At 41.5% G+C, this 20343-nt stretch carries 17 protein-coding genes; 9 read left to right on the top strand and 8 right to left on the bottom strand.

What is annotated here, in order from left to right:
- Positions 1 to 154 precede the first annotated feature (154 nt).
- Both ALKIM_RS0103375 and ALKIM_RS17465 read left to right on the top strand, forming a co-directional pair.
- Entirely contained in the window at positions 155 to 1243 is a 1089-nt protein-coding gene (locus ALKIM_RS0103375; RefSeq protein ID WP_026473418.1) for a glycoside hydrolase family 43 protein, read from the top strand.
- A 156-nt stretch (positions 1244 to 1399) separates the two neighbouring features.
- A complete protein-coding gene (locus ALKIM_RS17465; RefSeq protein ID WP_157363750.1) occupies positions 1400 to 4456 on the top strand; it encodes a glycoside hydrolase family 31 protein in 3057 nt (1018 codons plus the stop codon).
- 28 nt (positions 4457 to 4484) lie between these two features.
- On the opposite strand, the gene istB is transcribed toward ALKIM_RS17465, so the two are convergent.
- Together istB and istA are read right to left on the bottom strand one after the other, a co-directional pair.
- Positions 4485 to 5222 carry an IS21-like element helper ATPase IstB gene (gene istB / locus ALKIM_RS0103365; RefSeq protein WP_026473110.1) on the bottom strand — a complete coding sequence of 246 codons (738 nt, stop codon included), beginning with the start codon at positions 5220 to 5222 and terminating at the stop codon, positions 4485 to 4487.
- Positions 5223 to 5232: 10 nt separating this feature from the next.
- Entirely contained in the window at positions 5233 to 6780 is a 1548-nt protein-coding gene (gene istA / locus ALKIM_RS0103360) for an IS21 family transposase (protein WP_026473111.1), read from the bottom strand.
- Between the two features lie 116 nt (positions 6781 to 6896).
- On the opposite strand from istA, the gene ALKIM_RS0103355 reads away from it, so the two are divergent.
- The 7 genes from ALKIM_RS0103355 (at position 6897) to ALKIM_RS0103320 (ending at position 12882) form a co-directional block, all read left to right on the top strand.
- Positions 6897 to 8090 carry a T9SS type A sorting domain-containing protein gene (locus ALKIM_RS0103355; protein WP_026473417.1) on the top strand — a complete coding sequence of 398 codons (1194 nt, stop codon included), beginning with the start codon at positions 6897 to 6899 and terminating at the stop codon, positions 8088 to 8090.
- A gap of 141 nt (positions 8091 to 8231) precedes the next feature.
- Positions 8232 to 8426 (top strand): hypothetical protein, encoded by a 195-nt coding sequence (locus ALKIM_RS20355; protein ID WP_394332394.1) that lies wholly within the window; start codon positions 8232 to 8234, stop codon positions 8424 to 8426.
- A 170-nt stretch (positions 8427 to 8596) separates the two neighbouring features.
- Entirely contained in the window at positions 8597 to 9430 is an 834-nt protein-coding gene (locus ALKIM_RS0103345; protein WP_026473416.1) for a CvfB family protein, read from the top strand.
- 104 nt (positions 9431 to 9534) lie between these two features.
- The gene (gene rbr / locus ALKIM_RS0103335; protein ID WP_026473415.1) at positions 9535 to 10113 is read left to right on the top strand and encodes a rubrerythrin; all 579 of its coding nucleotides are present in this window, start codon (positions 9535 to 9537) and stop codon (positions 10111 to 10113) included.
- Between the two features lie 131 nt (positions 10114 to 10244).
- A complete protein-coding gene (fmt, locus tag ALKIM_RS0103330; protein WP_026473414.1) occupies positions 10245 to 11210 on the top strand; it encodes a methionyl-tRNA formyltransferase in 966 nt (321 codons plus the stop codon).
- A 110-nt stretch (positions 11211 to 11320) separates the two neighbouring features.
- On the top strand, positions 11321 to 12274 hold the full coding sequence (locus ALKIM_RS0103325) for a glucosaminidase domain-containing protein (protein WP_044117722.1): 954 nt from the start codon (positions 11321 to 11323) through the stop codon (positions 12272 to 12274).
- A gap of 128 nt (positions 12275 to 12402) precedes the next feature.
- Positions 12403 to 12882, top strand: coding sequence for a cytidine deaminase (locus ALKIM_RS0103320; protein ID WP_026473412.1), 480 nt, complete (start codon positions 12403 to 12405; stop codon positions 12880 to 12882).
- A gap of 195 nt (positions 12883 to 13077) precedes the next feature.
- Here ALKIM_RS0103320 and xseB read toward each other — a convergent pair whose 3' ends face one another.
- From xseB to ALKIM_RS0103290, 6 genes are all read right to left on the bottom strand, one after another.
- Positions 13078 to 13287 (bottom strand): exodeoxyribonuclease VII small subunit, encoded by a 210-nt coding sequence (gene xseB, locus ALKIM_RS0103315; RefSeq protein ID WP_026473411.1) that lies wholly within the window; start codon positions 13285 to 13287, stop codon positions 13078 to 13080.
- A gap of 37 nt (positions 13288 to 13324) precedes the next feature.
- Positions 13325 to 14272 carry a sensor histidine kinase gene (locus ALKIM_RS17460; RefSeq protein ID WP_052345305.1) on the bottom strand — a complete coding sequence of 316 codons (948 nt, stop codon included), beginning with the start codon at positions 14270 to 14272 and terminating at the stop codon, positions 13325 to 13327.
- Between the two features lie 291 nt (positions 14273 to 14563).
- Positions 14564 to 15943 carry an exodeoxyribonuclease VII large subunit gene (gene xseA, locus ALKIM_RS0103305; RefSeq protein WP_026473410.1) on the bottom strand — a complete coding sequence of 460 codons (1380 nt, stop codon included), beginning with the start codon at positions 15941 to 15943 and terminating at the stop codon, positions 14564 to 14566.
- 15 nt (positions 15944 to 15958) lie between these two features.
- Entirely contained in the window at positions 15959 to 16792 is an 834-nt protein-coding gene (locus ALKIM_RS17455) for a toxin-antitoxin system YwqK family antitoxin (protein WP_052345303.1), read from the bottom strand.
- A gap of 200 nt (positions 16793 to 16992) precedes the next feature.
- Complete coding sequence (gene dnaK, locus ALKIM_RS0103295; protein WP_026473409.1) at positions 16993 to 18897, bottom strand: molecular chaperone DnaK; 1905 nt, start codon at positions 18895 to 18897, stop codon at positions 16993 to 16995.
- A gap of 190 nt (positions 18898 to 19087) precedes the next feature.
- On the bottom strand, positions 19088 to 20074 hold the full coding sequence (locus ALKIM_RS0103290) for a dihydroorotate dehydrogenase-like protein (protein WP_026473408.1): 987 nt from the start codon (positions 20072 to 20074) through the stop codon (positions 19088 to 19090).
- Between the last annotated feature and the right edge of the window lie 269 nt (positions 20075 to 20343).

The raw sequence follows: 20343 nt of genomic DNA, 5'->3' as shown, positions 1-20343 counted from the left end.
GAAATGTTATCGCTGTTTTACCTCTAAGAAATTAAGTTTGCTTTCCTGTTTATCCCTGTTATGACAACAATTAATTCTCCCCAATTAATGATGTTTAGGATGAGAATTAAATTGGGTATGGAGCGTGGATTATGTAAATCAAATAATATAACCAATGAAGAAACTATTTATTTTCTGCATTCAAGTATTGATAATTATTGGCTGCAAAGAAACGAAGCAAACAAACGTTCATTTATGTAATCCTCTGCCTATAGCTTTTGGAGATCCGTTTATTCTACAGAGCAGTGTTGACGGCAAGTTTTATATGTATGGAACTTCTGACAACCTTAACGGCTTTAAAGTCTATTCATCCAGTAATCTGTGTACATGGGAAGATAGAGGCGTTATTTATGTTAATAGTCAGACAAACGCATGGGGTGTTGATTGTTTCTGGGCACCTGAAGTATATGAGCGCAATGGGAAATTCTACTTATGGTATAGCGCCAATTGGAAACATAATCCAAACAATGAAGAAGAAAACTTTCGGATTGGAGTGGCTGTAGCCGATAGTCCAATCGGGCCTTTTACTGATTTATATGAAGAGCCTATTTTTGATCCTGGTTATCCAATCATTGATGCCAATCTTTACTTCGATGATGAGGCAGGCAAAGTGTATCTATATTATTCCAGATGTTGCTATAAAAATCCTGTGGAAAGTGAAATCTCTGAATGGGCCAAAACAAATGGTTGGTTTGATGAGATTGAGGAAAGCTGGATTTATGGAATTGAAATAGAGCCTGATTTTTCAGGAGTAATAGGAGAGCCACAACTGTTGCTCCGCCCTCCACTCGAAATGAACGATCCCCAATCTGAGTGGGAAAGTCGTTCAGTTACAAACCGCGAAGTAAACAGAAGATGGACTGAAGGTTCCTATCTTTTTAAAGAAGGAGACAAATATTATATGATGTACTCTGCAAATTTTTTCGGTGGAGAAAATTATGCCGTCGGTTATGCAACTTCCAAACATCCATTAGGCCCTTTTGAAAAAGCCGGAAATAATCCGGTATTGCAAAAAGGTATAGGTGAAGACGCTGAAATTACTGGAACCGGACATAATATGGTTCTTAATTTACCCAATAATCAAAGATTGTGTGTTTTTCATGCACGAACTAAAAGTAGCGGCCACCAACGAATAGTTTTTATCAGCAATTTAAACGTTAGCAAGGAAGGGATATTAACTGTTGAAGCTCCTGTAATTGATTAACCCTCTATTATCTCGTTTAGAAAAGCAAAGTTGAGTGAAAATAGTATTGAATTTTTATTTCGCGAAGCACGCGATAGCTGTTGATGTTCAACTGAGCTTTTACAATGGTTCGGACTTACCACGTAGAACTAAAATAATCCCGATAAATCGACAATTATGAATATAATTATTAGAAGAAGCACACTTTTATTGGTCATTCTCATATTGTTTCCTCTACGTGGATGGGGACATAACAATCCGGTAGCCAACCCCGATGCAGTTGTTATATCAGGGAATATGCGTTTTACAGTGCTTACACCAGAGATTATACGAATAGAGTGGAGCGATACCAGGCAATTCGAAGATCGAGCTTCTTTTATTGTGGTAAATCGGAATTTACCTGTCCCGGGATTTACTTCCGAAATAAAAGACGATTTTTTATATATAAAAACTGAAAAATTGGAGGTAAAGTATAAAGTCAATTCAAACCCAATAACTAATCCTTCAAGCTCTGCAAATCTCAAGATTACTTTTATATTAAACGGAGCCCCAACTATATGGTATCCGGGCAAAGTAGACCCGCTTAACTTAAAAGGCACATCACGAACGCTTGATCATTCAAGTGGTGATAATCTTCGGGGAGAAATGGAAGATGGTCTGTTGTCTCGTTCAGGTTGGGTTTTAATTGATGAATCCAAACCCAATGGAGATACAAGCAAGAGTTTATTGCTTGAAAATCAGGGAGGAGATTTCGATTGGGTTGCGCAGCGGCGGCCTGAAAATAAAATCGATTGGTACTTTATGGCCTATGGGCATGATTATAAAAGCGCTTTACTTGATTTTACCAAAATTGCCGGAAAGCAACCTATGCCGCCCCTTTATGCTTTAGGCTATTGGTATTCAAAATATGAGCGCTATTCTGAACAGGATCTTAAAGATATCGTTAACGATATTAAGAATAATGATATTCCCATTGATATAATGGTTATTGATATGGACTGGCATAAAGAAGGTTGGACTGGTTGGAGCTGGAATCCTGAACTTTTTCCCAATCCACAGGGATTTCTTGAATGGTTACATCAAAATAATTTGCGAACTACTCTGAATCTGCACCCTGCCGATGGAATTGCCCCGCATGAAGATAACTTTACTGCCCTGGCGAACGATTTGGGGCTCCCTGCCGATCAAACCATTAAATGGAATATAGAGAATGAAACTTTCTATAAGGCTTTCTTTAAAAATATAATGCGACCTCATGAGAATATAGGGGTCGATTTCTGGTGGCTTGATTGGCAACAGTGGCTGCTAACTCCGGGCGTTGAAGGGTTGGGGAATACTTTTTGGCTTAATTATGTTTTTTATAACGACATGAAAACCAATAGGCCTGACCGTAGACCTATGATTTTTCACCGTTGGGGTGGCCTAGGTAATCACCGCTATCAAATCGGATTTTCTGGCGATAGCTGGGCAACATTTCCAACATTGGCATTTCAGATTTATTATAACTCTACCGCTTCAAATGTTGTGTATGGCTATTGGAGTCACGATTTGGGAGGTCACAATCAGGCTGGCTCAAACGACCCTGAGCTGTATCTGCGCTGGATTCAGTTTGGAGTATTTTCGCCTATTACAAGAACACACGCAACCAATGCTTCACATATTGAACGGAGGATATGGAAATATCCAAACTTTGAACAGATGAGAAATGCACTTAAGCTACGTTATGCATTGATTCCTTATATATACACCTATTCAAGAGAGGCATACGATACTGGTATTTCACTTTGTCGCCCTCTTTATTATGATTACCCCCAAACCAATGAAGCCTATAAACAAGAAACTTCATATATGTTTGGCGAGGATATTTTGGTTTCTCCCATAGTGGCCGCTTCTGATAACAAAATAGGAACAGCTGCCAAACAAATTTGGTTGCCCGAAGGCAAATGGATTGAGGCTGAAACAGGAGTTGTGCTTGATGGAAATAGAAAACACTTAAGAAGCTTTGCGCAAAGTGAGATTCCTTATTTCTATAAGGAGGGAGCCGTAATTCCGATGTATCCGGACATTAAACACTTAAAAAACCGCCCCGATACTTTAATCATCAACTTTGTGCCGGGATTAAACGGGGCTTTCTCATTTTATGAGGACGAAGGCGATAACGATAGTTATCAGGAAGGAAAATATACAATAACTAAAATTGAGCAATCAACAAATACACAGAATGGGGAATACGTAATTTATCCGCGACAAGGTTATTTTGAAAATATGCCATCTGCAAGACACTATGAGTTAAAATTGTTGTCTAAGCTTCCGCCTAAGAAAGTTGTAGTGAATGGAAAGATATACCCCTACACATACCAAACAAAGGAAGAGCATTGGCACTATGATGGCGAACTGTTGGCTGTAATTATAAACATCCCATCAACAAATTGCGATGCTAAAGTGCTGGTTCAGGTTGACTATAACGAGAAACAATCCGAATCAGATGAACTAATTGATGGGAAGTTAGGACAGATGGCCAGAGTGACTCAATGCAACAATGCTATGAAATCCAAGTTAGGGAATAATATTCCGACACTTTTTTCTCAATTGGTAGGCACATCAGGTAGAATTACAAAGCAACCTCAAACCGCTTATACTGAACTAAAATTCTTTGAAGATAACCTGGAGCAGTCGTTCAACTTATTGCTGAAAGTAAATAATGCACCAATTAAAGAGATTAATGAGTGGAGAGACTTTATTTTTCAGGGCAAAAATATTTCCGATCAAGCCGATTATGGCGGTTCAGATACCGAAGACGTTGATGGGTATAATACCGATGGTACCAAGCTTTGGATAACAGGTTCAGCTATTCCAGGTAATATTTCTACATTGAAAGAAGACCCAAGCACTACTCCCGGTTATTTCCGTTATTATGGTGAGCTCAAATCGGGGGAGTTTAAAGTAATAAATACGCCAACAGTTCAGCATAATACGGTGTTTTATATTCCATCTAATGAGGCTGTTGATGTGGTTGGTTTAAGCGCCATGAAGTTAACATTTGATTCTAGTCTTAAAGGGTGGAATGTTGCAATACCTGACAATAACTATAAAGTAAAGGTAAATGCAACTGGTCGGACTTTGCATGGGGAGCTGTTTTTACCTCGGGAAGACTTGTTTATTGTTGGTGGAGCTACAGATGGGTATTTCGGTCATATTTGTGCCAGGCATTTCGGTCAAAATGTGCCAGTCTGAGAGATGGTGCAATAGTACAAAAAAAATGCTATTCGCTTGCTAAAATGCCCTTCCTTAATGAGGGTCCATTTAGGTCAATTCGATGAGAGGAGTTTACCAGTCGGTCGAGTATTGCATCCGCAATCGTTCCTTCCCCGATAATGTCGTACCAAACCGAGACAGGTATTTGTGAAGCCACAATCGTTGTTTTCTTACCGTGTCTGTCTTCTATTATATCCATTAGCGACTCTCGGTCCTGCTTATCAAAAGCTTGCAGCCCAAAATCATCTAATATGAGAACATCCGTTTTGGCTAATTTATTGATGTCATTCATATACGTCCCATCCATTCTTGATATCTTAAGTCGCTTAAATAATCTGGATGTAATTGCATAAACCACCTTGTATTCCATCATACAAGCCTGATGGCCAAGAGCCTGAGCAAGGAAGCTCTTTCCAACCCCTGTTAGCCCGGTTATTATAACGTTTTCGTTTCTCTTGATAAAATCAAGCGAGGCCAGCCGTTGGAACATGTTTTTATCAAGCGTTCTGGTGGCACTGTAATCGATGTCTGCAAGTGTGGCATTTTGTCTGAACCCGGCATGTTTAATAAGTCTGTTGATTTTCTTATTCTGACGCTCCTCCCATTCATGATCGGTAAGTAAGGCCAGGTATTCATCCGCAGTCAAAGTGTCTAACTGATTATTTTTGACGTGCTGTAAATGCAAGTTTGCCATAGCGTTGATTCGCATATGGCGAAGTTTTTCTACTGTTTGATTGTTGTTCATGTTTATTGGTTTATTTATAGTTAGTTGCCCCTCTTAAATTGCTATGAGTGGGTATATGAGATGCTCTTTGATTATCCGGCTCCTCAACAAAAACGTCCCGTTTATTCTTAAGAATGTTTTTAAGTCGTCCATAGGAGTGTATGCCGACATCAAGAGCCAATTTACAAGCATTGTTGAGCCTTTCGACACCATAGATCCGATGCAATTGGATTACGCCCATGGCTCTCTTGTAAATGACTTCCGGATAAGATTGATTATCAAACAAACTGGCTACAAAATCATGGACGTTAACTCCATGCTTTAGTGCCTTGTTCTTAAAAAATTCAGGGCTCCACTCAAGATAGGCTTTGTGTGTGCTACACAAGTGGCTTTTATCGGTATTGTACTCGCCTGGAGAAGGGTTTCTTTGGTGGTAAGCAATACGCTGTTGATTGTAAAAAACCTCAACACTCGATCCGGCATAATGGATTTGAGTTCTTTTACCGATATAACGATAGGGAACGCTGTAGTAATTGTTGTCCGGAGAGAAATAAACATATCCGGTTTTTTGGACCTTAGCCCTGCGATATCCTTTTATCTCATATCGTGTTGAAGGAAGCGGCTTAAGGTGCTGCCTCTCTAATGTTTGGAAAAGCTCTCGCCTACTGCATGAGCGCCGTTGTAACAACATGTTATTATAGCCTACAAGGTGTTTTTGGATCTCTTTATTAAGGTCATCCAGAGAAAAGAAGGTCATGTTGCGTATGGGGTAATAAATTCGTTGATAGGATAAGTTTACGGCATTTTCCACTAATGCTTTATCCTGCGGGGCGTATCCACGAGCCGGATTTACTACGCTGTTGTAATGACTCGCAAAATCTAAAAATGATCGATTGATACGAGGCTCGTATTTACTGGCTTTAGTAACTGCTGACTTTAGATTATCTGATACAATGGCCTGGGGAACGCCCCCAAAGTATGACAAGGCATTGGCAGTGCACTTTATTAAGGATTCCATAGTTTGGTCAGGACAAGCCTCAACGTAAGTGTACTGACTGCAGGGCAAAATAGCCACAAACACCTCTACGGCCTGGATTTCCCCGGTATACTTATCAACTATTGTAAGCTTCTTGCCGGCGAAGTCAATGTAGAGTTCATAACCGGGCTTGTGGGGAAGTTTCATCGAGCCCTTCTCTTTAGAGTACTTCCTTTGGTAGTGCTCGACAAATTGAGTGTAACTGTATGGCTCTTTAGCTGATGACTTATATTCAGAGTAATGATGCAGTAGCGTAAACCCAGGATGATTTGGTTCTGCATGCATATTAGTGAAGAACTGCATCAGTTCATCAAAGCGAGGATTCTTTATGGTGGTGTGGCCCGGGAATAGCTGGGCAAGCTCATAATTGGAAAGCTTTAGGAGTTCTTCTATGCCATGCTTGCACGCCTTAAACTGCCTTACATAACTGTTTATAGTGTTGCGATGAATGCCTAGAGTATCAGATATCCGACGATTACTTATGCCATCAATGTGCAACCGTAAAATTTGCTTTAGTTCCATAAGATCAAGAATGTGTGCCATATCGCTTTTTATGGCGATATAGAAAATTAAACTTGATCTCTCAAACTGGCACAAATCAAACCGAAATCTTGAGCCTTAAGCGGCTCTCCAAAATGGCACAGTTCGAACCGAAATAATTGGCACAGTTCGAACCGAAACAGAAAGGGGCAATCCTGTTGCGACTTTTTCAAAACCTGGCCTTGGCTCGTGGCACATTTTGGCCGAAATTAGTGGCACATTTTGAACCGTTTTATCCAACAGAGGTAGGTTGGGATTCGGGACGTGCTATCCGTTTAAAAAAAGATCATAATAACCCGAACCTGTTTACTTTCACCGGGGTGCTCAAAGAGGCTAGCAGCGGCAGCGATCGAAACATGTTTAAGCTTTTAGGTCAAAACGATTGGGGACCGGTCTCATTCCATTCTAAAACACAACAAGAATCTTTATTGGAATCAAAGTATGTTCATGAAAATCTGCCCGGAGACCATAAATGGTCGATCGACCCAAGAAAACCTGGCACTTATGTGATTAAGGTCGATTTGCTTAAGGAAACCATCAGGGCCAGATACACAGATTCCTATTTGTACGCTGTATACATTAACGGTGTTGAATGGCAGAATTTAAATGAAGCTTATCCATTAAATTGCAACAATGCTGATTCTCCTATCAAAATTGAAATTGTGCCGGTTGCCGGTAAAACTGTTGACAAAGGGAATATTATTGAATTTACTGCATCCAAACAGGGTTTAAATATTTTAGATTTTACAATTATTTCGGAAGATGGAATTAATAAAAAGTCATATAAACTAAAATTCAGTAAGCCATTCGAATTCTATAGTCTGATAACCCAGGTCTCAAATAGCGCGTTAACAATAAATGTTGACCCCGATAAAAATGGAGGATATAAGTTTGTTGCCTTTGAATGGTATGAAGATGGGGTTTTAGTTGGCGAAAATAAACCGCAATACACAGCCGGAAAATCTTCAAAAAACCTACTTAACAAAGATGCCACTTATTTGGTTAAGCTTACTGATGCAAATGGTAATAAATATCAAACTTGTCCTACTAAATTAGACCTTAGTAAGTCAAACCATTTTTTATTATACCCAAGTTATGTGCAAGTTGGAGAAATTGTTAACGTTAAATTGGAGTCGAACCAAATCATTGAAAAATCTAAACTGAATGTAATAAATTTGAATGGAAGTATTGTTTATAAAAAAAACATAGAAGGGAATGTAACAAGTTTTGCTATTCACAATCCAGGTGTTTATTTGGTTCAATTAATATCAGAATCTAGGATTCGTACTGCAAAGTTGCTGGTAAGACAGTAAAACATTAATGTATAAAATTGTTGTTAGGGCTTGCTCTTAGTTAATGCTTATGCATTTGCTAGTTTGCCCTTAAAAAATACTGTGTTGATGTTTACTTAGTTATGCTCCAGTAGTGCTATTGTGTTGTCTGATAAATAGTTCATTGCACTTTTTTTCTTAAGGGATGCTATATTTCACCTCAACATCATTAAGAAAAGTGGTAGCTGGTTCAGTTATGGCGATACAAAGTTGGGACAGGGGCGCGAAGCCGTTAAGGATCTGATTCGTGACAATCCGGAACTGGCCGATGAGTTGGAGAAAAAGATTGTGGATGCAATTGCTGCAAACAAAAAGTAACAGACTCACTTATTGATATTAACCGGGATGATTGTTTACCCAAACAATCATCCCGGTTTTTTATATACATTGGTTCTCTTTCCGCAATCCGGTTTTAATAAGTAACTTGCAACCCAATTAAGGTTCGCATTGTTGCGCGAATCCAAAATCATTTTAAAAAAGCAAATGAAATGCCAGTTCAAATCGGAAAAACCAATCGCTTAAAAGTATTGCGCAAAGTCTCTGTGGGTGTTTATCTCGATGGGGATACCATCGGAGATGTGCTCTTGCCAAATCGTTATATTCCTCAGAATATTTCGGAAGGCGATGAGATTGATGTATTCATATACCTCGACTCGGAGGATCGCCTAATTGCCACAACGGAAGTGCCTTACGCACATGTTGGGGAGTGCGCTTTTCTTAAAGTTGTGTCGGTGAGTCGGGTCGGCGCTTTTTTGGATTGGGGGCTCATTAAGGATCTGTTTGTTCCATTCCGGGAGCAGGCTGTAAGGATGGAAAAAGATTGCGCTTATGTGGTATATGTCTATCTTGACCACGATACTGGCCGTATTGCCGCATCCTCCAAGTTTGGTCGTTTTCTCGATAATGTTTCCCCCGATTATAAGCCCGGTGATGAGGTTGATTTACTCATTGCAGAAAAAACGCCACTAGGTTTCAGGGCTGTTATAAACAACGTGCATACCGGCATGCTTTATGACAACCAATTGTTTAAACCTCTTGAGATAGGGCATAGCGTTCGCGGTTACATCGCAAAAGTAAGGGACGATGACAAAATTGATTTGTTGTTAGAACAGCCCGGTTATGAAAAGACCGATTCTCATGCCAATCATGTGTTGGATGTTTTAAAAGCAAAGGGAGGCTATTTGGCTGTGACTGATAAATCTGATCCTGATGAAATCAGCACACTTTTTGGAATGAGTAAGAAAAACTTCAAGAAGGCCTTGGGAGCTCTCTATAAACAGCGTCTTGTTATCATAGAAGATAAAGGTGTAAGATTGGTTTAAATGGTTCGTTTAACCTGCGTGTGGCAGGCTAATTTATTTTCATTCTCAATATTTGTTGTGTTATTTTCGTCAGCATTAATCAAAAATTCATTAATCAAATAGAGATGGAAAAATCATTGAAAGGAACCGAAACCGAAAAGAACCTGCTAAAGGCTTTTGCCGGTGAGTCTCAGGCGAGGAATCGTTATACCATGTTTGCCAAACAGGCACGCAAAGAGGGATATCGCCAAATTGAAGCCATTTTTATGGAAACTGCTGAGCAGGAGAAAGAGCATGCCAAGCGTTTCTTTAGCTTTCTCGAAGGCGGAATGGTTGAAATAACTGCATCTTTTCCTGCCGGAAAGGTAGGTACAACTGCCGAAAACCTTAAAGCCGCGGCCGAAGGCGAAAATGAAGAGTGGGTCGATTTGTATCCACATTTTGCCGAAGTGGCATCTGCCGAAGGCTTTCAAAAAATCGCCAACGTATTTAAGAATATTGCCAAAGTAGAGAAGGAGCATGAAGCCCGATATCTGGCACTTATGGCCAATGTGGTTGATGGCAAAGTGTTTGAACGCGAAGAAAAAGTGGAGTGGGTGTGCCGCAACTGTGGCTTTGTTCATGAAAGCACCAAAGCACCAAAAATGTGCCCCGCTTGCGATCATTCGCAGGAGCACTTCGAAATAAAGGTCAAGAATTACTAGTGTGTAAGTTTTTGTATAACAGCCCGATGTGTTTGCATGTCGGGCTGTTTTTGTTATATCAGGCTTGTGTGAAATCAATATTTAATGAAAGTTTCAGGTAAAACCTGTAGTTTTGTTAAAAAGAAAGTGTGATGAGAGATTTACGTATCATATTCATGGGCACACCTGAGTTTGCTGCCCACAACCTGAAATGCCTTTTTGATAGTAAAGTGGCCACCATTGTGGCGGTTGTTACTGCACCTGATAAACCTGCCGGGCGCGGACAAAAGCTAACACCTTCAGCAGTGAAAGTTGCTGCTACAGAACTGGGAATTCCTGTTTTACAACCCGAAAAACTCAAAGATCCCGGTTTCTTAAGTGAGCTAAAGAGTTTCAACGCCGATTTGCAGGTAGTAGTCGCGTTTCGTATGCTACCCGAGGTTTTGTGGAATATGCCACCCAAGGGCTCTTTTAACCTCCATGCGTCATTGTTACCCCAATACCGAGGTGCTGCGCCTATCAATTGGGCTGTGATAAATGGCGAATCGGAAACGGGTGTTACCACCTTCTTTCTGACCCATGAAATTGACACTGGAAATGTGATATTTCAGAAACGTATTGCCATTGGCGATGACGATGATGCGGGTACGGTTCACGATAAACTTATGACGCTGGGCGCTACCCTTGTGGTGGATACCGTCAAAGCCATCGCATCAGAGAATGTATGTGTGTACCCTCAGTCTAATTCTGGCGATGAAGTAGGTCTGAAACCTGCCCCAAAAATATTCAAAGAGGATTGTAAGATTTGCTGGAACATGAACGCACAGAGGATTCACAATTTAATCAGAGGACTTAGTCCTTACCCGGCCTCCTGGACTGAACTCTTTGAACCCGATGGGCCGGGCGTGCTTCTTAAAATTTTTAAAAGTCAACCAGTGGAGCACATAAAGAGTCTTAAGCCCGGAGAGATTATGTGTGATGGAAAATCGGAACTTATTATTGGGACTGCTGATGTCGGACTTCAGATAATTGAGATGCAATTGGCAGGTAAAAAACGTATGTCAGTTGCCGACTTCCTCAAAGGTTATCGTTGGCAGTCCGGAACATGCGTAAAATAGTGGTTCTTCTTGCAGATTATCCTTATTTATTTATATTTGTCGAACATAAGATATCGGGAACAGTTTTTGCTCGATAAATACCAGTAGCTAACATTAAGGATTATAAACCAATGGCCTATAAGACTCTTTTTTCTATAGCTTTATCCCTACTTTTTCTGTTTATTAACGCAACAGCATTTTCGCAGAGCAATCGTATTTCGCGCGAACAATATATTGAGACATATAAAGATTGGGCCATCAAGGATATGCAGAAAACAGGCATTCCGGCATCTATCAAGTTGGCTCAGGGCATATTGGAGTCGGGAAATGGGAATAGCAAACTTGCTATTGAGGCAAACAACCATTTTGGTATCAAATGCCACGAATGGGAAGGCGAACGGGTTTTTCATCACGACGACGCACGCAATGAGTGCTTCCGAAAATACGCCAATCCATTGCAGTCATTTGAGGATCACTCCACCTTTTTAACATCTCGTCCGCGCTACTCAAAACTTTTTGAACTGGCCACCACCGATTATAAGGGATGGGCCCACGGTCTGCGTGAAGCAGGATACGCTACCAATCCGCAATATGCGCAATTGTTAATTCGTATCATCGAAGAGAGCGAATTATATCTTTTGGATCAAAATATCAGCGAAACTGCGCGTCGATCAAACCGGGAGTCGCAACGCAGACAAGCATCATCTGATTTGGTTATCAATATTTTTGAAAAACGACCCACCGAATACAACAATGGCGTGAAGTATGTTCAGGTTCGCGAGGGTGATACCTTCGAGAGTTTAACATCCATGTTTGGATTGAAAGCCTGGGAGTTACCTCATTACAATGATTTGCCGTCAAATGCTGACATTTCTGCCTATTCATTTCTTTACATTGAATCGAAGCGAAGAAATGCACATCCGGATCATTCAGTGCACACTGTGAAAACAGGCGATAGCATGCATGAAATATCACAGATGTATGGCATTCGCCTGAAGAGGTTGTATTATTTAAATAGAATGGAACCCGGAAGCGAACCTTCGGTAGGCGACAGGCTGAATTTGAGGAGAAGAGTGAAAAAATAACGGGGCGCTTTTCGATAATATGCGCGCGTTATGAAATCTCATTTTGGCAGACCATAATCGAAAGTCTGAAATACTCTGAATTGAAATTTCTGTATTTGATTTAATATCAATAGAAAACATTTTTACGGATGAAGCAGGTCGAAATCAATATCAACATACACGCCTATGAGGCTGTCGATGATTTGAACCCTCAACAACAGGAGCTGGTAAATGCTGCCATTGATGCAGCAAAAAGTGCCTGGGCGCCATATTCCGGCTTTCAGGTTGGTGCTGCCCTGGTGCTCGAAAATGGTGAAACCGTAATTGGCAGCAACCAGGAGAACGCGGCCTTCCCATCCGGCATGTGCGCCGAACGCGTAGCATTATATCAGGCCGGAGCAAGGTTTCCGGGGGTTGCCGTTGTTGAATTGGCCATCGTGGCATTAAAAAAAGGCGAGCTCATCGCACACCCGGTGGCGCCTTGTGGTGCTTGCCGACAAGTCTTTGTTGAGACAGAGCATCGTGCAAAAAAGCCCTTTTCGCTTGTTCTTGCCGGCCGTAACCAGATTTTTTGCCTCGATAGAGCTACCAATCTTCTCCCGTTGGCTTTTAATGCAGATGAACTCTAAGTTTTTCTTTATGTTTCTATTGGTTTATGCCAGAGGAGTTTGAGTGCTTGGGGTTGTTGTGCCGGTTTTCGAAATATTCAGATATGTTGCATTCAAGTTTCAATAGTTCTGTCGCTAATAAAGTGCTCGAAATTTCTTATTGATTCAAATACAGCACCTCACGATAATTTATTAAATCCAGATAATATCGGGCTTTTAACTATCCTGCTCGTTTATCTCTTTTAGCACTTTTTCCACTTCTGCTTCTGTTTGAAGAAGTTTCTCACGACATGTGCGTATCAGCAGTGAAACCCTTTTTACTTTTTCCGAAAGGTCATCAACATCCATCTCCTCATTTTCCATCTTTAAGAGTATCTCTTCTATCTCGGAAATTGCCTCCTGATAACCGGGTTTCTTCTTTGTCATCTCTCTATGGTTTGATAAGTGTTTTGATATTTAAAATCTAATTGGCGTGCATGTTAAATGATGGAACGGTGAAACTTACGGAGGTGCCTTTCCCTGCTTCACTTATCAGGCAAATGCTGCCTCTGTTTATCTCAACAAATTCTTTACATAAAATAAGTCCCAATCCGGTTCCCTTCTCATTAAATGTTCCTGATGTGGTGTTTATCTCCATTAAATTGAATGCTTTTTCAAGCTGATCTTCATTCATTCCTACTCCGTTGTCTTTTATGTTTAGCTCTATCATTCCATCTCTGAGCTTTTTGCCTTTCACATAGATGGTTGAACCAACAGGTGAGAATTTGATGGCATTGTTTACCAGGTTTCGCAGTATCGAAGAATAGATGTTTGAATCGGCATACGCCATCAATTGATTTTCCATATTCAATGCAATCACAATATCTTTTTCCTGTGCAGCCAGCCTGAGCAAATTAATTATGTTTCCTGTTAAGATATTGAGGTCTAATTGTTCTGGTGCGTATTTAATGGTTCCCATTTGTGTTTGTGACCATTGCAAAAGGTTGTCAACCAGTGTGTAGAGTTTAACGGTTGTTTGGTGCATCATTTTACTGTAGCTGTGCATCTCGGGGTTGTTGAGTGTATCCACATGCAGTGAAAGCATTTCTGACATCCCCAAAAGTGAGTTAAAGGGGCTTTTGAGGTCATGGGCAAGTATCGAGAAAAATCGGTTTTTTTGTTCAATCATCACTTCTAATTCCAGATTTCGCTTCTGTAGCTTTCGCATTTTCTCTTTACTTCTTAGATAGATGATAATCAATATCAGCAGCCCTGTTGTAATGATGGTTAATCCGGATAGCAGAAAAATAACACTGGTACCCGACAAGTTTTGGGATAGCATGAGCGGTCTGAACCATAGAATCCCTTCCATCAGATTATTACCGAAACTTGTGATAGCTTTGAAGATGGTGCCTAGTAATATGACAGTCATTTGATAAGGGTTTGAGTTTGATGTTCAAATATCCGAAATATTAACCAATCCGCGTTACTACACTGGACTAATCTATTTTCTCTTTGGTAAATACCATTATTTTAACACCGGAAAACAAGGATTATGAACCTTTATATTGTACTTTTTATTCTGTTTTATTGGTTGGTGAAATTTAAGAAATAATTTTCAGATTGGGATGTTTTGATGAATTCTTTTGTGCTATAAGTTTGGTAGTTAGGTTTATAAACTATCTTCTTGTGATAATTGATGGGCACGAATATGGCTCATCAATCATGTTTTTTTAGGTATAATGCGGCTTGTAGCCATACCGTCTCTAAAACGGGTTGTGATCACATCATCGGGTTTGAGTTTGGCACTATCTTTCACCACCTCTCCGTTGATAAAGGTTAGAGTGTAGCCTCTTTTTAATACCTCTGCCGGGTCGTTCAGCCGGTTTCTTGTCTCAACAAAAGAGAGATGTTCCTTCTCTCTTTTTATTAACAAGCGGCTTTTTTTACTGAAAACGTCCTGAAAACCATCTAATTCACGCATGTTTTGTGATATAAGCCGTTCAGGCCAAATCGATAGTTTCGATAAGGATGTGCCAATCCGCTCATTTTGCTCCGAAATGTACTTTTTAGCCTTTTGGGGTAATATTTCAGTGTACCGTTTTAGTTGATGTTTTTTTTCAACCAGCATGGCTGTGACGCCTGGTGTGAAAGTGTATGTGAGTCTGTCCAATTTCTGTTTTTGGATGGATAGTCGGCTACGAGCCATCTGTTGCAGATGCCATGCATATTCATCAACTTGTTCCAGAAGTTGGTTTGCGCCGGAAACCAAAAACTCTGCAACGGCAGTTGGGGTTTTCATGCTGGTGTGGGCCACCAAATCGGCAACCGATATGTCCCTTTCGTGCCCAATACCAGTTATGATAGGCAAAGGGAATTGGGTTATGTGGTAGGCTATCCAGTAGTCGTCAAAACAGAGTAGATCCACAGATGCCCCACCACCGCGAATTAAGACTACCACATCAAAAAGGTGACTGTGTTCAAAAACCTTGTCAAATGCTGCAGTAATGGATTGTGGTGCCTGATCGCCCTGCATAATGGCGGGGAATAGTTTGTGGTAGAAACGAATGCCATATTGGTTCGATTTCAGCTGGTCGATGAAATCTTCGTATCCGGCAGCACTGGGCGATGAAATGACGGCAATACGTTGCGCAATAAGGGGCAGAGGAAGCTCTTTATTCATTTTAATTACGCCTTCCTGCTCCAGTCGGTTAAGTACTTCACGCCGCCGCTGTTCCAAATCTCCCAACGTGTAGGTTGGGTCAATGTCACGTATGACGAAACTCAGCCCGTAAACTTCCTGATACTCCAGGTTTCCTTGCACCATTACCTTAATCCCACCTGAGAGTGCTCTGCCGGTGGATGTTTCAAAGTAGGGTTTAAGCATCCGATAGGTATAGCTCCATATCATAGCTTTTACGCGGGCCACTATCTGATCCGATTTTTCATCTTTTTCAATCAAATCGAGATAGCAATGTCCGTTACGGTTTTCCCTGAGTTCTGCAATTTCGGCTCGCACCCATACTGCTCCCGGAAATGAGTTCTGAAGTACATCCTTTATTTGGCTGTTAAGCTCTAAAAGGGATATGGCGTTCTTTGTCATGCCTGTTGGTATAATCTATCGTCCCATCATGTAACCATCTGGGTCATCCATATAGTTTTCAGGGTCGCGAAGCCTTCCTTTGTTGCGCTCAAACTCTCTGAATCGCTCTTCTTGTTGTTTGTCAAGCATTTCAGTTTCCTTGGCTACTCCATCTTCGTAATTTATGCGGTAATCTTCGGAGCCAAGTGCGTTGAAGAAGAACCAAGGGCCATGCATGCGCCCGTTTTTGTACATGCCAAATATCTCCCGCCGGCCATTCTCAAAGAAAACGGTGTAGGCACCATGCAGATTTCCATCTCTGTAGTTAGCCGTGAGGCGCTCTCTGCCCCGAGGGTAGTACATCACTTCAGGGCCATCTTGTTTTCCGTTTTTCCAGTTGGTTTTTGATGCCACGTTGCCATTGGGGTAGTACGCGATTGATTCACCATCTCTGAGGTTGTCTTTGTAGTTTTCAAGCCCAATCAATCTGCCACGCTCGTTGTAAAATTTCCATTCACCGTCCTTATCTGTGCCTATGTAATTTCCTTCGGCAATTTTGCGGCCGTTCTCATCAAATAACTCACCTTGGCCGTTCATGCCTTCCTGGTCATAGGTGATTCGGGCCATCATATTGCCGTTAGGATGGTATCGAAGCATTTCTCCTACAGGCTTGTTATCCACAAAAAATGCTTTATACATCGTTTGTCCGGTCATGTATGAGCGTTCCCAATAGCCTTGTCGCATGCCATTGGCATCTGTGTGGTTGATGGTTTGGGAATTACCACGATTATGGATGCCGGCATTCTGAGACAGAATGTCAGTTGTTGTTACTGTCAGAAAAAGCAGAAATATGGTCAGCTCTTTTTTCATACGTTTAAAATCTCTTTTATTGATAACTGCCGAAGATAAATATTCACCAAGAGATTACAAAAATCCCACCAAAAAATGGGAACCGCAAATCGAATCTTTTTAAAGTTACTTAAGGCATCCGTAAAATATAAAACCCTCCGGAATTGGGAGGGTTTTATATTTTCAACAGTTTAATGAGTCTCTATATTTTGGCAAAGAAACTATTTTACTTCTTCAAAGTCCACATCGGTTACTTCATCGTCCTTACCACCTGAGGATTGTTGCTGCTGACCGGCACCTGGTTCTGCTTGAGCACCTTGTGCCTGGCTGGCATTGTACATATCTTGTGAGGCGGCCTGAAACACTGTGTTGAGCTCTGTGGTCGCTTTGTCAATGGCGTCAATGTCCTGCGCTTTATGGGCTTCTTTAAGCTTTTCGAGTGCTTGCTCAATGGGCGCTTTTTTATCAGCAGGAATTTTGTCACCAAACTCTTTCAGTTGTTTTTCAGTTTGGAAAATTAAGCTGTCTGCCATGTTGAGCTTGTCGATGCGTTCTTTGGCTTGCTTGTCGCTTTCGGCATTTGCTGCAGCTTCCTCTTTCATTTTTTTGATTTCAGCATCAGAAAGGCCTGAAGATGCTTCAATACGGATGCTCTGTTCTTTACCGGTACCTTTATCTTTTGCTTTCACGTGAAGAATACCGTTGGCATCGATGTCAAAAGTAACTTCAATCTGTGGTACGCCGCGAGGTGCCGGTGGCAAGCTGTCGAGGTGGAAGCGTCCAATGGTTTTATTGTCACGGGCCATTGGTCTTTCACCCTGAAGCACATGAATTTCAACCGAAGGCTGATTGTCGGCAGCTGTGGTAAATGTCTCCGATTTTTTTGTCGGGATGGTAGTGTTGGATTCGATCAGTTTGGTCATCACGCCACCCATGGTTTCAATACCAAGAGAAAGGGGCGTTACATCGAGCAGCAATACATCCTTAACCTCACCTGTAAGCACACCGCCTTGAATGGCTGCGCCTACTGCAACCACCTCGTCGGGGTTAACACCTTTCGATGGTTTTTTTCCAAAGAAGTCCTCCACCAGTTTCTGGATGGCAGGAATCCTTGTCGATCCACCTACCAAAATCACTTCGTCCACATCGCTGGCAGTCATTCCGGCATCTTTCAGAGCCTGACGACAAGGAGTCAGCGCACGTTGAATCAGTGTGTCGGCAAGTTGTTCAAACTGGGCACGTGACAATGTTTTAACGAGGTGTTTTGGAATACCGTCAACCGGCATAATGTATGGCAGGTTTATTTCGGTTGTAGTGGCGCTTGAAAGCTCAATCTTCGCCTTTTCGGCAGCATCCTTCAGGCGCTGTAGTGCCATCGGATCTTTGCGAAGGTCAATGCCTTCTTCTTTCTTAAATTCTTCGGCCAGCCAGTTGATGATTACATCGTCAAAATCATCACCACCAAGGTGGGTGTCACCGTTTGTCGATTTCACTTCGAATACGCCATCGCCCAGCTCCAGAATACTGATATCAAAGGTACCACCACCAAGGTCAAACACGGCCACTTTCATATCCTTGTGTTGCTTGTCGAGGCCATACGCCAGTGAGGCAGCAGTAGGTTCGTTGATGATACGGCGAACTTTTAGTCCGGCAATTTCACCGGCCTCTTTGGTCGCCTGACGCTGTGCATCATTGAAATAGGCAGGAACTGTGATAACGGCTTCAGTAACCTCCTGACCAAGATAGTCTTCGGCAGTTTTCTTCATTTTTTGAAGCACCATAGCCGAAATCTCCTGTGGTGAGTACAACCTATCGTCAATTTTTACTCTGGGAGTATTGTTGTCGCCCTTCACCACAGTGTATGGAATCCGTTTTACTTCATTCGGAACTTCATCAAAATTGGTTCCCATGAAGCGTTTGATTGAATATATGGTTTTTTGCGGATTGGTGATTGCCTGCCTTTTGGCCGGGTCACCAACTTTACGCTCGCCATTCTCTATAAATGCTACAATTGAAGGTGTTGTTCTTTTTCCTTCGCTGTTGGGGATTACTACAGCCTCGTTGCCTTCCATTACTGAAACGCAGGAGTTGGTGGTTCCCAAATCGATTCCAATTATTTTTCCCATTTTAATTGATGATTTATAATGTTTTTACTTTTATCAATAATCTGAGACTCTATACGCAAAGGCTGTGCCATACGAAAATATCCTCCCTGGTGTGCTATATTGGCACTCCGGAAGGATATTTAATTCTGTAGATTGGCAGAAAGTGTGACAATTCGGCAGATGTTGGCCGCAATAAAAAAGGATAATTTGGTTATTTACCCGCAAAATGGCGCATAAACTGTGCTCTGAGTAAGCCTGCAGGATCGTTCGCATTGGCATAGCTTAATTTACCCTTGTATTGCTCAATGGTTTCATAACCTTTGTCTTCCATCCACTCTGACAGTTCTTTTTTCATCTGTTTCAGGTGCGATATGCCATTCTTGTAAAGTGCTGAAGCCACTTGTACGGCTGAGGCGCCTGCCAGAATCATTTTGGCTGCTGACAGTCCGCTGTGCACACCTGTAGATGCAGATAAATCACAACCCGCTTTTTCTGACATGATGGCAATCCATCTGAGGGTGTGGGCATAGTCCTCCGGATTGCTGTATATGGCAGCCGGAATTATCTCCATGCTATCGGTATCAAAGTCGGGACTGTAAAACCTGTTGAATAGTGTAATGCCTTTTATACCTGTTTTTGCGGCCTCATGCATGGTATAGGCCAGACTGGAGTAGTACTGGCTGATTTTTATCGATACCGGTATGGACGCTTGTTGTCTTACCGCATTGCAAATGCTAATCAGGTTGTCCTCGTATTGCTTTCCGGGGGCAGAGATGTCTGCCGGCAATGTAAAGATATTAAGTTCGATGGCATCGGCTCCGGCTTCCTGAAGATATTTGGTGAAATAGGGCCAGTTGTGGGGTGTAACGCAGTTGATGCTTGCTATTACCGGAATATCCAGACTCTTCTTTGCTTCATATATGAGTCTGAGATAGGAGGTGAGTGTGTCTTCTACGTCGGCCTTTTCATAAAACTCCATTGTTTCAGGATAGAGGTAGTTTTCAGAGTGCATTTCGTTCATGCGTCGATCCAGCTCTACGATTATCTCTTCCTCAAAAAGCGATTTTAGAATAACTGCGCCTGCACCACAGGATTCCAGTTCTTTTAAATGATCCAGATTGTTAGTAAGGCCGCTGCTTGCGGCTATAAAGGGACTGGAGAGGTGCAGTCCCATATAAGTGGTTGTAAGATCGGTCATGGTTTGTTGGTTTTCGGATGGTTTAACCTTTTATATGGGACAATTTATGCAAATCAGATGAAAAAGGTAATAGATTGCATGAATTAATTTTGTTCGGGTTGCCATTGACGGTTGATTGTGACCAGATTTTGCCGGTGAAGTTTTCTTTATCAATGATTTACATCAAGCTGCAAAATGAACACAACCACGAATTATACCAATGGCTTGCATAAGACAATGTTTATGCGGATGGTACAATTCGTGGTTGCAATTTACTTTTCAGATACCAG

The organism is Alkaliflexus imshenetskii DSM 15055 (assembly GCF_000517065.1).
GTDB lineage: Bacteria > Bacteroidota > Bacteroidia > Bacteroidales > Marinilabiliaceae > Alkaliflexus > Alkaliflexus imshenetskii.
This window is presented reverse-complemented; position numbering and strand designations above follow the sequence as displayed.